Source organism: Bifidobacterium callitrichidarum, from assembly GCF_003129905.1.
Classification (GTDB): domain Bacteria; phylum Actinomycetota; class Actinomycetes; order Actinomycetales; family Bifidobacteriaceae; genus Bifidobacterium; species Bifidobacterium callitrichidarum.
The window spans coordinates 84412-97901 of the sequence record NZ_QFFM01000006.1; the positions used below are offsets into that span (position 1 = coordinate 84412).

Consider the following 13490-nt stretch of genomic DNA (forward strand, 5'->3'; position numbering starts at 1 on the left):
AGGAGGTGAACAATGACAACACTCAACGAAGACGTGCAGCGTACGGCGGTCCCGGACCGCGGTCCGATCGCCGCCATCCGGCGCGGTTGGGCGCGCTTCGACGCCAAGCACCATGGCATCGCCGAATTCATCATGTTCTTCATCGTGTGCAATGCGGTCACGGTGCTGCAACTGGTGCTGATGCCGGTGTTCAAATGGCTGTTCGGCCTGACCCCGCTGGTCGCCACGAACTTCCAGGTACTGTCGGTCGGCCATAACTTCGACGGCAGCGCATATTACGTGTTCGACTACGCGGCCGGAGCCATCGGCACCACCGATGCGGCCGGCGTCGCGGGCGGTGGCGGACTGGCCTACTTCCTGGCCGTGGAGCTGACGATGGCCATCGCGCAGGTGATCAACTTCATTACCCAGCGCAAGGTGACGTTCAAATCCACCGGCAGCGTGTGGAAGGCCGCGGCCTGGTACGTGCTTGCCTACGTGATTATCACCATCGGTGCAGCCGCGTTGCAGGGTCTGTACAAGGCCCCGCTTTACGGCTGGTGCATCGACGTGATGGGTGCCGGCGCCGGAGCCACCACAGCCGATCTCATCACCATGATCATCAACTGCACGCTCTCGTTCTGGGTCTTCTACCCGATTATGAAGCTGATTTTCAAACAGAAGTAAAACGTATCCCCTCGGGCGGAGCCAAAGAAGGCTCCGTCCTCCCCATCCACTCCCCAATGACGGGGAACCCATATAGAAGGAGAAACCATGAAAGAGGGAAGCGGCGGCCAGCTCGCCATGTATTGCATCATCGGTATCACGGTGTTGGCGGTTATCGCCGTCATCTCGGTGGTTGCACTGGCGTTGGGAACCCGTAAGCGCTACCGCGAAGGTCGCGTGGTCAAGCATATGAAGCTCGGTAATAGCATTCTGGGTACAGTCGGAGTGATTTTCATTGCCGCCGCTGTAGCCGTCAGCGTATGCATGAACGTATTCGCCAACCAGTTGAATAACGTGTTTTACGTGGGTGCTGTCGGTTCCGACAGCGTGGAGACCACGGAGGACGATTGGCGTGCCTTGGCCAAGGAGATCGGCCAGGAGGGTATGACTCTTATGCGGAACGAGAACAATGCTCTTCCGCTGCAGAATACCAAGGTGAATCTCATCGGCTACTACGCCTACAACCCGTACTTCTCCGGCGGCGGTTCTGGTCGTGTCTCCGGCGGTGATGACACTGTGGACGTGCTGTCCTCCCTGAAATCTGCCGGCATTGAGATTAACCCTGCGTTGGTGGATGCGGGCGTCTACGAGGTCAAGGAGCCGGAACCGGTACAGATCGGATTCCATGTGTCTCCGCTGACCGTTGATGAGGTGTCCGTGGATAAGTTCACCGGCGACGCATCCTTCGAATCCATGAAGGAATACTCCGATACAGCGATTGTCGTGCTGGGCCGCACCGGCAGCGAGGGCGCGGACCTGACCTCCTACGAACAAATCGACGATGCGAACTATCTCCAACTCAACGACAATGAGAAAGCCATCATGAAGAAGGCCAGTGAGACCTTCGACAAAATCATCGTGGTAATCAACAGCGCCAACGCGCTCGAAATGGGGTTCCTTGACGAATACAACGTGGATGCCTGCGTGTGGGCCGGTCTGCCCGGACCGTACGGTTTCGATGCCCTCGGCAAGATTCTGACCGGCGAGATCAACCCGTCCGGCAAGCTGCCTGACACCTGGGTTACCGATAACGACAGCGCTCCCGCATCCGAAAACTACGGCACCCAGGTGGCATCCAACTCTAAGACCAGTCACTACGTGGACTATGTCGAGGGCATCTACGTGGGATACAAGTGGTATGAGACCGCTTATGCCGAAAAGGCCGTAGTTACCAACACCAAGACCAATGAGACGTTTGACTACGGTAAGGACTACGACTCCATCGTGTCCTTCCCGTTCGGCACCGGTCTGAGCTATACCACGTTCTCCCAGAGGATTACCTCCATCAGCACTGAGACGCTTGATCCGAAGGACAGTGTCAGCGTAGACGTGGAAGTCACCAACACCGGTGACGTGCCCGGCAAGGAAGTCGTGCAGCTGTACATGAGCGCACCCTATACCGACTACGACAAGAAGAACGGTGTGGAAAAGGCGGCCGTGCAGCTTATCGGTTACGACAAGACCGATGAACTCGCTCCGGGTGCTTCTCAGAAGCTTACGATCGAAGTGCCGGTCGAGGATCTCGCCGCCTATGACACCAGCCATTCCAACGACGACGGAACTGTCGGCTCCTATATGCTTGATGCTAGCGAATACACGTTCTCGATTCGCTCCAATGCGCACGAATCTCTGGACGAAAAGACCGCATCGCTGGATGATCGATTCTTCTACTCCGGCTCCGATCAGCGCTCCTCCGATGATCAGGCCGCTTCCAACCAGTTCGATGAGGCCTCTCGTGGAAAGTACTTGAGCCGCAGCAACGGATTCTCCAACTATGCGGACGCCATGGGTTCAGTGGTTGATACGGTGAATTCCACTGCCAATGAGGACGATCCGGATGCCTATGATCCTTCCTATGACGAGGGCATTGATGCCATGACCAAGGGTGTCGACTATGCGGTCAAGGGAGATTTGACTCTTGACGATGTCAAGGGACTTGATTATGACGATCCGAAGTGGGATGCGCTCATCAAACAGCTCACCGTGGAGGAGCTGAAGTCCTTGGTTGAGGATTCCACGTATGCTTCGCCATCGTTACTGTCCATTGGCAAAGATTTCCGCACCGTTGATTCCGATGGTCCGATGGGTATTTCCTCGATGTGGACTACGTCCATGAACGGCATCGCCTATCCTTGTATACCGCTGCTTGCCGCCACATTCAATACGGATATCGCGACCAAGTTCGGCGATCAGATGGCCGATCAGACCCAGTACTACGGCACCAGCGGTTGGTATGCTCCCGCCATGAACAACCACCGTTGGGCATTCTCCGGCCGTAACTTCGAGTACTACTCCGAAGACGCGGTGCTCGCCGGCACCACCGCTAGCGCCCAGGTCAAGGCCGCACGCGAAGGTGGACTGATTGTCTACATCAAGCATTTTGCTCTCAATGACATGGAATCGGTACGACATGAGAACCTTCATACTTACTCCAACGAACAGGCGATCCGCGAAATCTATCTGAAGCCTTTCGAGGACTGCGTCAAGAAGGGCGGTGCCACCGCGGTAATGGCCAGCATGAACTTCATCGGAGACACCTACGCCGGTGCCAACGAAAGTTTGTTGACTGAAGTACTGCGCAATGAGTGGGGCTTCAATGGCAAGGTGCTCACCGATATGGATCAGGGTGGCATGGCTGCTGGGTCCAACAAGGCCATGCGCGCCGGTCTTGACGGCTGGCTAACCCGCTGGGGTATCTCCGTGAGGGCTAAGACCGACGCGGATATCCACTACCTGCAGCGTTCTGCCCACAATACGCTATATGCGATGGCTAATGGCAACCTGATGCCGGTGAACATTGCCAACTGGCAGGCCTATGGCGCCGCAATTGCAGCGGAGCTTGGTGTGCTGGGTGTGCTATGCATTGTTGCTATCGTGTTGCGCGTCCGCAAGCCAAAGAACGTCGCGGCCAAGGAGGCAACCACCGCTCAGTAGTGTGATCTCTTAACTGAACTTCTTCCTTTCCTCCGGTTGTTGCCGGGATGGATGTTTCCTCCGAGCGTCCATCCCGGCAACAACCGTTTGCGCTATGTACTACAGCGGGTGAGTGGTCACAAATCCAGCCAACTTGCAGCATCGTCGTAGGCCATAATGATGCGTTTGCGGTAGTCCTCGATGAACTGCTGTGCTCCGATCAATGCGATGGCATCGTGATTGGACTGGACCGCGGACTCGAATGCGTCGGGGAGCCTCTGCACCAGGGTTACGAATCGGTGGATGATTTGGTCCCTGTCCATATTCATTCGAACGGCGAAGCGTTCCAGATGCTTGCGTCTAAGCTGCAGTAGGTTCCGCCGTCCCCCGATATTCATCGCCAGTGTGGCACTGGCAGCAAGTCTGCCATGTCCGAGATAGGGGAATATGGAAGCAAGGTCGTAGAGTGGTGCGAGCTGTACGGATTCCCCATCGAGCAGTAGCGAGTAGTTTTTCGCATGGCTGTCCGTGGCCCCGAGCAGATAACTTACCAGGATTCCATCAACAAAGGCCCTGATATTGCTTTCTGCCTGACCGGGTAGTCCATGTGTGCGGAGCATTGTCGCGTACGCTTCCGAAGTAGGGCCATTATGTTCCTCGTATTTCAACGAAGCCGGAAGCCCGAGTGCTTGGGTGAAGTCTTCTTGATGCAGCGCCTGTACCCGTCCGTCATCAGTGATTCGGCGATCATACCGTTCACTGATGATGGCGGGAACGTCGCTGAACAATCGGAATTCGGTATTGGCCACGCGCAGTCCCAGGGCTGTGGCGACGCGCATGGTGAGATGCTCGTCGAATGCCTGCAGGGGGAGCGTGGTGATGCCGGGTTTGATGATGTGCGTGGTGCGGGCGATGCCGTTCGTGATGTACCAGGAACCGTGGTGCAGCCTGAGAGCGATTTTGCCTTGCTGCCCGGCAATGGACCAGTGTTCCGCTGCCGTAGCCGGTTGCAGACCGGTGGGTGCTGCGGCCCGAAGGCGCGCGGCGATTTCGGCGTCGCTGATGGGGATGAGTGAGTCGTTTTCAACCGGCAGCTGTGGCGTCGCGGATAGTCGAAGGGCGCCGGTGGCATCGAACCCGATGGCTTGCAGAAGATCGAATGCGGCAGTCGAACGAGCATGATGCAGACGAGCAGCTTCCTCCCGTGCTTGGGGTGATTCCGGCACAAGGGCTTCGAGGAAATTCTCCGGAACTTTGCCAACGTGCTCGTTCTGAATGAGTGGCATGGATAACGATATCGGCGTTGGATTGCTCGCCCATCGGTAATCATCTCTATACCGAAAGCGCACTGTGCCATTGACATCTTTAAGGAATTCCCCGATTGGGGTTTCTCCAAGAAACGCATACAGGATATCGTCGCTCATAATGGTCACCATTCGTATGACTTGGTGGGGTGCGGCGTCTTGCGTACGTCCAGTGATAGACCCAGTGCGGAAAGCATATTGAGAATAGTGGCGAAGCCTGGATTGGGTACCCTGCCGTGCTCGAATTCGATGAGCCAACGTCGGGATACGCCAAGCTTTTCAGCCATTTCGGTTTGGCTGATGCCTTGCCGCTGCCGTTCGTTCTTGAGCAATTGCGCGTATTCGCCGCTAGTCATTACCAACATGTGAAAAATATATCACATAGCGCATGGTCTGTGCAATATATTGCACTTTCGTCATGATGTGCAGAATATTGCACTACCACTTCGGCAGCAGCACCTGCAGCGAGAAGATACCAGCGTCGTCGCTGACGGACAGCGTGCCGCCGTACTGCTGGGCATGATTCTGTGCAGATACGGACCTGATATAGCCCCGCACATACAAAAGAACCCCAACCGTCATGGTCGGGGTCCTTTTCGTCTCGTTACTGCTCGCTATGAGCGAAGGGTCACTCGGTGACGGCCTTCTTCAGCAGGGAGCCGGCGGAGATGCGCACGCCGTAGGAAGCCGGGATGTTGATGGTCTCGCCGGTGCGCGGGTTGCGGCCGGTGCGAGCGGCGCGCTTGACGCGCTCAGCGGAGAAGAGACCAGTGAGCTTCAGGCCCTCGCCGGACTTCAGAGCCTCGACGAACACGTCCTGGAAGGCGTTAACGGCAGCCTCGGCCTGGGCCTTGGTCAGGTTGGACTTCTGGGCGATCTTCGAGACGAGATCAGACTTGTTGTATGCCATAAAGCATCCTTCTTGGGTCAGGGGACAAGCACTGCCGCTTGTCCGCGTTCATCACATGATGATAGCGCATGCACCTGCCTAAACCCGCATTTTATAAGGCTTTTCACATCTTTTTTCCGTGAAATCGGCCCGAAATGAGCACGATTCGACCGGTAAACGGAAGATGAACCACGGTACAGCCTGATATGGATCCAGTGAGGTGCGGATTTGTTGACGATTCACCGGATTTTGGCACAAAACCAAGGTTTTCGTCACCTTGGATATAGCATCGGGCAGTCACGCAAGGCGATTGCGCCGGATTGTCATGCGTAACCGCCTCCACCGACCAGGCCGTCACACCCTGGCATACACTGGCATGCTCCGTCACACCAGATTGCGCTGGTCCAGCCACTTCATGGCGGCCGCGCCCAGCGGCACCCTGAGCCAGTAGAACACCACGCGATGCAGCAGCGTGGCGGACAGCGCCACGCCCTGCGGCACGCCCACCGCCACGAACGCGAAGGTCAGCGCAGCCTCCACACCGCCCAGACCGCCCGGAGTGGGCACCGCGGAACCGAGGGCGTAGGCCAGCATGAACACGAACGTCGTCTCGATGGGGTTCGAGGAGTAGCCGAAAGCCTGCAACGCCGCCCAGAACGCCAGACCGGTGGTCACGTTCTGGAACAGCGCGCCCAGACAGCTCACCGTGAGCTCGCGCGGCTGCGAAAGCACGTCCAGCAGCTGGTTGATATAGGTCTTAGCCAACGGCATCAGACGCCCGGTCACCCAATGACGCAGCGGCGGGATCATCATCGCCACACTCACCACGGCCACCACCGCGCCCAGCACGATGACCAGCGTATTCGTCGGAATCGCGCCGGTGAACATGTTGCGGCCGGTGAACAGGCCGATGAGCACCAGAATCGCGAAGTACACGGCATAGTAGACCACCAGCGCGGCGCTCATGATGGCACTGGCCTGGGTATTTCGATAGCCGGACTTGCGCAGGAACTGCAGGTTCACGAAGGAGGGGCCCACGCCCGCCGGCATGGACACCGTGGCGAAGCCGCCGGCCACCTGGCTCATGAACACGCCCATATTGTCCCGCCGGTCCGAATCCATCAGCGCGCCCAGCGAGACGGAGGAGCCGATCCAGCCGCAGACGCCGAAGGCCATCACCACCAGTGCCATCACCGGGTTGGCGTTGGTGATGGCGGCGATGATCTCCTCGGGCTTGAGCTGAGTGAAGACCACCACCACGGCCACGATGACCAGTAGCATCGTGATCATCGAGCGCCAGGAGAATCGCGCCAGCGTCACCGGCTCGGCCTGTTCGGCCACCTCCTCATCCATCAGAGCGTTGATGCCGCCGCGCAGCGAGGCCAGCAGCTGCTTGTCCCAGGTGTCCAGCGCGCGGGAGGGGGAGGGGATGGCCACCTTCTGGATGAACGGCGCCAAGGTCACCAACACGGTGTCTCCCCAAGCCTCTCGGGCGGCGGCGATCGCATCGTCCACGCCGATGAGTGCAGCGAACAGTACCAGCAGCTGCACCTTGTCCAACGCGATATTGGCCGGTGCGGAGGCGTTGTCGCCGTTGAGCCAGCCGGCAATCACCGCCGTGCCGTCGTCCAGCCGGGCCAAAGTGTCCGGGGTGATGCGCCGATGCGTGTATCCGCGACGGTTCGCCACCGAAAGGTAGCGCATGTACGCCACCGCGTCCGACTTGGTGAGGGTGCGCAGATTGGCCGGCAGCTCGATGGTGTGCGCGTCCAGCACCAGAATGGCCGACTCGTCCGTGTCAGCGATGCCGTAGGGGGCGGGGGCTGGCAGCTTGATGTTATGCAGGCCCAGCAGCATCGCGAGATGATGTTGCACGGCCTCGCGCACGGAACGGTCGCGCCTGATGGACACGCTGGTGAAGCGCGCCCAGTCCCACAGCTGCTTGAGGTATCCGGCCGTATGGGTCTGCGCGTCGATCACCGAGACGATGAAGCGACGTCCGTTCGTGGTCTCCAGATCGTAGATACGCGAACCTTCGGCCAGATCGTCGTCCAAGGTGGCGGCCAGCGAGCCGTGCCCGGCCAGCGCGGGTTCCTGATGACGGATGAGCGAGGCCGTATCCAGTCCGATGCCCTTGAGCGCGGCCACCAGATCGGCGCCCCACACGCCGGTGTTCTGCGTGCCCATGAGGAAGCGGACGAGCATGCCCACCGTGCGTCCCGCGGCCAGCGAGATCAGCATGCCGGTGACCGAATGCCAGGACAGCATCACCATCACCGCCGCCGTGATGTACAGGATGTTCCAGCTCCACTTCACGCTGGAACGGATGCGTCGCGGCCCGGCCACGGTCAGGAAGGCGGCCATGCCGGCGTAGATGTCCGGCAATAGTCCCGAGCCGAACGTGGTGGTGGCCGAGATCAGCGCCACGGGCAGGGTGCGGTCGTTGAGACCGCTGATGAGTAGAGAGACGCCCCAGACCGTGCCGTATCCGGCGAACATGGTGAGCGCGGAGACTGCTGCCTCCAGCCAGGCGCGTGTCAGCAGCAGCTGGCCCAACACCATCACCACGATCACGATGGTGGACAGCTGGGTGAGCACGGTGGAGGGAATGTCAGCCAGCCAGTTGATGGCGCGGGCCGCGGTGTGCGCATCCGACTCCATGCCTCGCGTCATGCCGCCCAGGTAGACAGCGAACACCATGACCACTGCAGCCATGAGCAGGGAGAGCCCGGCGCGCGTCAGATCGGCGAAGTCGCGTGTACGGCGCGGTGCCACATCCTCGATGATGGGCCCGGCGGGGCTTTCATCCTGCTGCGGGTTCGGCTGCCGGTCCCCTAGCACGTTCTGCGGTTCGTCCTGCCGGGGATTCTTTGTCTGTTCGTTCACTGGGGACTGCTGATCACTGGCCATGGGTTGCTGTCGCACCTGCCTTGACTGGATGTAAATCGTGAACTGGATGGTCGGGGAACCGAGTCGGTCGGGGAGTGCGGCCCGGAAAAGACGAAAGGCGCGAGCCCAGCGGGAATCACCGCACGGACTCGCGCCTGAAGGCTACGCTATCGTCAGCGGTCGAAGGCGACGAGCTTCGAGGCCACGCCGGTGTACGTGGCCGGGGTCAGGGCCTTGAGGCGAGCCGCGGTTTCCGGATCGAAGGACTGCTGGTCGATGAACGCCTCGACCTGTTCCTTGTTGATCTCGTGGCCGCGCATAAGCTCCTTGACCTTCTCGTACGGCTTGTCCATGCCCGGCAGGCCCCTGAGCTCGCAGGCGCGCATGGCGGTCTGGATGGGCTCGCCGAGCACCTCCCAGTTCTCGTCCAGCTCGCAGGAGATTACGTGGTCGTTCGGGTGGATGGACTTGAGACCGCCCATCAGGTTGTACAGGGCCAGCTGGGAGTAGCCGAGCGCGGAGCCGATGTTGCGCTGCGTGGTCGAATCGGTCAGATCGCGCTGCCAACGGGACTCCACCAGCGTGGCGGAAAGGGTGTCCAGCAGCGAGCAGGAGATTTCGAAGTTGGCCTCGGCGTTCTCGAAACGGATCGGGTTCACCTTGTGCGGCATGGTGGAGGAGCCGGTGGCGCCCTTGACCGGCACCTGGGCGAACACGCCGCGGGAGATGTACATCCACACGTCCACGCACAGGTTGTGCATGATGCGGTTGGCGTGGGAGACGGTCGAGTACAGCTCGGCCTGCCAGTCGTGGGATTCGATCTGCGTGGTCAGCGGGTTCCAGGTCAGGCCCATGCGGTTGGTGACGAACTCGCGGGAGACGGCGATCCAGTCGACGTCCGGACAGGCGGCCAGGTGGGCGCCGAACGTGCCGGTCGCGCCGTTGATCTTGCCCAGGTACTCCTGGTTCTCGATGTGCTTGAGCTGACGGTTCAGACGGTAGACGTAGACGGCGAGCTCCTTGCCGAGCGTGGTCGGCGTGGCCGGCTGGCCGTGGGTGAGGGAGAGCAGCGCCTTGTCCTTGTATTCTTCGGCCTTTTCAGCAAGGTGGTCGATGATCTCCTTGAACGCCGGGGTCCAGACGTTCTCCATGGCGTTCTTCACGCAACGGGCGATGGAGAGGTTGTTGATGTCCTCGGAGGTGCAGGCGAAGTGCACCAGGGTCTTCAGGGCGTCGTTGATGTTCGTGAGCTCGGCCGGGGCCTTGTCGATCTGGTCGTCGATGTAGTACTCCACGGCCTTCACGTCGTGATGGGTCACGGCCTCATGTGCGGCGTGCGCGGCGATGCCCTCGGCGCCGAAATCCTCGGGGATGGCACGCAGGAAGGCCTTCTCCTCCTCGGTGAACGGTTTGACGCCGTCCACGACGGGCTGGTTGCCGTTGCCCTCGAAGCCGTTGGCCAAGAGGATCATCCACTCGACTTCGACGCGCATGCGCTCGCGGTTCAGGGCGGGCTCGCTCAGGTATTCCACGAGCGGGGCGGTGGCGTTGTGGTAACGGCCGTCAAGCGGGGTCAGTGCGATTGCGGGGGAAATATCGGTAAGCTTCATAATCTCCTAGGGTACTTCCAGCCGTGAACCGGTGGTGTCGCGCCGTCAAACGCCAAGAACCGGTGGTTGTACGCTTAGGGGACTATGGGCAATGCGCGAATACTGGTGATCGAGGATGATGCGGACATCAACGAGGTGGTCTGTACGCGGCTGATGAAGGCCGGGTTCCTCTGTACGGCTGCGTATTCCGGTTCGGAGGCGCGGTTGTTGCTGGATCGTGGTGTCGATTCCGCGGCTGCGCAGGGCAGCGTGGCGGACGGGAAGATGACAGTGACTGACATACAACCGGTTGACTCTGCGGGTGCGCGGGGCGGCATAGCGGATGGGAAGACGACGGTGACTGACGCGCGGCCGGTCGATTCCGCCGGTGCGAGGGGAATCATGGGCGGCGACGGACGTTGTGCATACGATTGCATCGTCACTGACCTCATGCTGCCCGGCCTCAGCGGGGAACGACTGGTCGCCGAGCTGCGCGAACGCGGCGCCGGCGTGCCGATCATCGTGATTTCCGCGCGGGACACCGTGGCCGATCGCGTGGCGCTCCTGAAACTTGGAGCTGACGACTACCTCGTCAAGCCATTCGACTTGGACGAACTAGTGGTCCGTGTCCAAGCGCAGCTGCGTGGCCGCGGCTACGGGCACGGACATGCCGGCGTCGGTATGGCGCAATCCGGTGCCGGCATTCCTCGGCCCCCTCTGACGAGGGGGCTGTCGGCGCAGCCGACTGGGGGAGAGACCACCCCCGCAACCGCAGTTAACAATCAGCCGTCCCTCCTCACCGCCGGCCGATGGACCCTCGACCCGGCCGCCCACGTTTTCGCCATCGACGGTGAGCCAATACCCCTCACCAACACGGAATTCAGCATCATCGAACTGCTCATGGACCATCCCAACACGGTCTTCACCAAACAGCAGGTATACGAGTTGTGCTGGAACGAGCCGTACATGGTGGACGACAACACCGTTACTGCGCACGTGAGCAAGATCCGCGCCAAATTGAAGCCCTCCGGTACCGAAACCTACATCAAAACCGTCTGGGGACTCGGTTTCAAACTCGACGTGTAAGCAAGGCGGCGCATGATGTACGCAAAACCCTCACTATGTTTGCGTAATCGGCGGGCAGCCGCAAACATAGTGACGGTTTATGCGGTCTAATCATCACTATGTTTGCGCATGGTTCGTCATCACGCAAACATAGTGAGGGTTTCCGGACCGCCGGCCGATGTGCCACTGACCGTCACACTTTCGCAAGACTTTCGTGAGACTTATGCGAGCACTGCGCGAGCGTTGCGCAAGAACCATTCCGTACGGTAGACCCCATCAACGCACGATGGAAGTGAAAGGAGCGCACGATGGATACGATTCGCATACGCTCGCTTGCCAAGCGATACGCCGGCAAACGAGCGGTTGACGGGTTTGACATGACCGTGCCGCAGGGGTCGATCTACGGATTCGTCGGCAAGAACGGCGCCGGCAAGTCGACCGTCATGAAGATGATTGCGGGACTCGCGACACCGAACAGCGGTGAGATCACCCTGTTCGGCAATGTGACCGCCGGAACCGCCCCTGTGCTCGGAGGCGTGCAGCGCGTCGGCGCGCTGATTGAAAATCCCGGCCTACTGCCGCATATGAGCGCGTTCGACACGATGATGGCGCAGGCGCTCGCACTTGGTGTGGCCGACCCGAAGCCCGTCTGCCGCGACTTGCTCGATCAGGTCGGTCTCGGTGACACCGGTCGCAAGAAGACCGGGGGATTCTCGCTCGGTATGAAGCAGCGGCTTGGACTGGCGCTTGCCCTTATCGGCGGGCCGGATCTCTTGCTGCTTGACGAACCGCTCAACGGCCTCGACCCGGAAGGCGCGCGCACCATGCGCAACTATCTGGTGCGGCTCAACCAGCAGCGTGGCATCACCATCGTCGTCAGCTCGCACGTGCTCGACCAGCTGGAACGCATGTGCACCCATTACGGCGTCATCGCGAATGGCCATATGGTGCGCGAGATGACCGCCGAACAGGTGCAAGCGGAATGCGGTGACAGCCTCACCGTACGTACCGCCGACACAGCGACCGCGCTCGCGGTCCTTGAGGATCGTCTGCCCGCGAACCCCGCCAATCCGGTACGGTTTGCCGCCGAGCCCGACGGCTCCATCACCCTCTCGGGTGGTTTCGATACGGCCATGGTCTCCCGAATCCTCAACGAAACGAACCAGACCATCCTTGAATTGTCCGCGAAATCGCGAGACATGGAAGACTATTTCGTCACACTCATGGAAGACGCCCGCACGGAAGGGAGCCGATGATGTTCAACCTGCTGCGTTCCGACCTGTATCGCCTTGTTCACGGCCGCAAATTCTGGGTGGTTACGGTGTTGTCCGTTCTGCTGACGGCCGGCCTGCTTGTCACGCTGATGTTGCTCGGCACCGTCAGCGGGGCCTCCCAGACAGATACGGATGGCGTTTCCGTCACGGCCAATGTCACCGCCGGTCTGATGGCCTCCGCCCGTACGATGGAGTCGCATACCGCGATACTGTCCAGCTCGGGACTGGGTGGCAGCTCCATATTGTCCATGTTCATCGCCGTACTGGCCGTACTGACTGTGATGGACGATTGGGATGCCGGCTTCGTCAAGAACCTGATTGCCGGACGCCACAGCCGAATGACCTACGTCGCCAGCCGGCTGCTGATGCCAACGTTATTGACCGTATGGAACGTGGTCGTGGCGATCGCCTCGCTGGAGCTTACATGCCTCGTGTTGGGGATTCGGTTCCGCCACACGGAAAGCATCGGTGCCTATCTGGGCTTCTGCGGGCTGAAAACACTTGGCATGGTTGCTTTCGTACTGATCGTCGTCGCTCTGACGATGATCGCCCGTAGCAAGGCGTTCGGCATCGCCGCCGCGGTGCTGGTCGGGGCGGGCATCATGGGATCGCTGATGAACATCATCTTGTCGGTGATTGCCGTGTACCTGCCATGGGCGGCTCAGCTGGCGCAATGGCTACCTTCGAACACCGCGAAACTGTACACCGACAGCGCCGGTCTGCTCGCCACGACGGTTGGCGGCACCTCGCTCGGCATGCCGGTTTGGGCGCATGCCCTGATCTGCTTCGCCGGCTGGATTATTCTGTCCGTTGGCGTGGCTCTCCTCGTCAACCGCCGTCGCGACGTGTGCTGACAATCAGT

At 60.2% G+C, this 13490-nt stretch carries 12 protein-coding genes; 5 read left to right on the top strand and 7 right to left on the bottom strand.

Annotation, left to right across the window (positions count from 1 at the left end; translation table 11 throughout):
• Window positions 1-12 precede the first annotated feature (12 nt).
• A complete protein-coding gene (locus tag DF196_RS04005) occupies window positions 13-666 on the top strand; it encodes a hypothetical protein (RefSeq protein WP_109056603.1) in 654 nt (217 codons plus the stop codon).
• A gap of 87 nt (window positions 667-753) precedes the next feature.
• Window positions 754-3639, top strand: coding sequence for a glycoside hydrolase family 3 protein (locus DF196_RS04010; RefSeq protein WP_109056604.1), 2886 nt, complete (start codon window positions 754-756; stop codon window positions 3637-3639).
• Between the two features lie 116 nt (window positions 3640-3755).
• Here DF196_RS04010 and DF196_RS04015 read toward each other — a convergent pair whose 3' ends face one another.
• The 7 genes from DF196_RS04015 to DF196_RS13550 all read right to left on the bottom strand — a co-directional run bounded on the left by DF196_RS04015 (window position 3756) and on the right by DF196_RS13550 (window position 10591).
• A complete protein-coding gene (locus DF196_RS04015) occupies window positions 3756-5042 on the bottom strand; it encodes a type II toxin-antitoxin system HipA family toxin (RefSeq protein WP_109056605.1) in 1287 nt (428 codons plus the stop codon).
• A 5-nt stretch (window positions 5043-5047) separates the two neighbouring features.
• Entirely contained in the window at window positions 5048-5287 is a 240-nt protein-coding gene (locus DF196_RS04020; RefSeq protein ID WP_109056606.1) for a helix-turn-helix domain-containing protein, read from the bottom strand.
• Window positions 5288-5360: 73 nt separating this feature from the next.
• Window positions 5361-5504, bottom strand: a complete 144-nt coding sequence (locus DF196_RS13425; protein WP_158276259.1) for a hypothetical protein — start codon at window positions 5502-5504, stop codon at window positions 5361-5363.
• A 46-nt stretch (window positions 5505-5550) separates the two neighbouring features.
• On the bottom strand, window positions 5551-5832 hold the full coding sequence (locus DF196_RS04025) for an HU family DNA-binding protein (protein ID WP_094667237.1): 282 nt from the start codon (window positions 5830-5832) through the stop codon (window positions 5551-5553).
• 363 nt (window positions 5833-6195) lie between these two features.
• Window positions 6196-8652, bottom strand: a complete 2457-nt coding sequence (locus DF196_RS04030; protein WP_241519579.1) for a lysylphosphatidylglycerol synthase transmembrane domain-containing protein — start codon at window positions 8650-8652, stop codon at window positions 6196-6198.
• Window positions 8653-8873: 221 nt separating this feature from the next.
• On the bottom strand, window positions 8874-10310 hold the full coding sequence (gene purB / locus DF196_RS04035) for an adenylosuccinate lyase (RefSeq protein WP_109056608.1): 1437 nt from the start codon (window positions 10308-10310) through the stop codon (window positions 8874-8876).
• A 74-nt stretch (window positions 10311-10384) separates the two neighbouring features.
• Window positions 10385-10591, bottom strand: coding sequence for a hypothetical protein (locus DF196_RS13550; RefSeq protein WP_170114968.1), 207 nt, complete (start codon window positions 10589-10591; stop codon window positions 10385-10387).
• Between the two features lie 55 nt (window positions 10592-10646).
• On the opposite strand from DF196_RS13550, the gene DF196_RS13665 reads away from it, so the two are divergent.
• The 3 genes from DF196_RS13665 (at window position 10647) to DF196_RS04055 (ending at window position 13482) form a co-directional block, all read left to right on the top strand.
• Window positions 10647-11375 (top strand): response regulator transcription factor, encoded by a 729-nt coding sequence (locus DF196_RS13665; RefSeq protein ID WP_206603774.1) that lies wholly within the window; start codon window positions 10647-10649, stop codon window positions 11373-11375.
• 287 nt (window positions 11376-11662) lie between these two features.
• The gene (locus tag DF196_RS04050; RefSeq protein WP_109056609.1) at window positions 11663-12610 is read left to right on the top strand and encodes an ATP-binding cassette domain-containing protein; all 948 of its coding nucleotides are present in this window, start codon (window positions 11663-11665) and stop codon (window positions 12608-12610) included.
• Window positions 12607-13482, top strand: a complete 876-nt coding sequence (locus tag DF196_RS04055; RefSeq protein WP_146194698.1) for an ABC-2 transporter permease — start codon at window positions 12607-12609, stop codon at window positions 13480-13482. The genes DF196_RS04050 and DF196_RS04055 overlap by 4 nt, the downstream gene beginning before the upstream one ends.
• Window positions 13483-13490: the final 8 nt, after the last annotated feature.

Bases quoted from the DNA above. Each gene is read 5' to 3' on its own strand.
- purB (WP_109056608.1), bottom strand. From the start codon at position 10,310: ATGAAGCTTACCGATATTTCCCCCGCAATCGCACTGACCCCGCTTGAC.
- DF196_RS04025 (WP_094667237.1), bottom strand. From the start codon at position 5,832: ATGGCATACAACAAGTCTGATCTCGTCTCGAAGATCGCCCAGAAGTCC.
- DF196_RS04010 (WP_109056604.1), top strand. From the start codon at position 754: ATGAAAGAGGGAAGCGGCGGCCAGCTCGCCATGTATTGCATCATCGGT.
- DF196_RS04050 (WP_109056609.1), top strand. From the start codon at position 11,663: ATGGATACGATTCGCATACGCTCGCTTGCCAAGCGATACGCCGGCAAA.
- DF196_RS04020 (WP_109056606.1), bottom strand. From the start codon at position 5,287: ATGTTGGTAATGACTAGCGGCGAATACGCGCAATTGCTCAAGAACGAA.
- DF196_RS04005 (WP_109056603.1), top strand. From the start codon at position 13: ATGACAACACTCAACGAAGACGTGCAGCGTACGGCGGTCCCGGACCGC.
- DF196_RS13550 (WP_170114968.1), bottom strand. From the start codon at position 10,591: ATGTCAGTCACTGTCATCTTCCCGTCCGCCACGCTGCCCTGCGCAGCC.
- DF196_RS04015 (WP_109056605.1), bottom strand. From the start codon at position 5,042: ATGAGCGACGATATCCTGTATGCGTTTCTTGGAGAAACCCCAATCGGG.
- DF196_RS04055 (WP_146194698.1), top strand. From the start codon at position 12,607: ATGATGTTCAACCTGCTGCGTTCCGACCTGTATCGCCTTGTTCACGGC.
- DF196_RS13425 (WP_158276259.1), bottom strand. From the start codon at position 5,504: ATGACGGTTGGGGTTCTTTTGTATGTGCGGGGCTATATCAGGTCCGTA.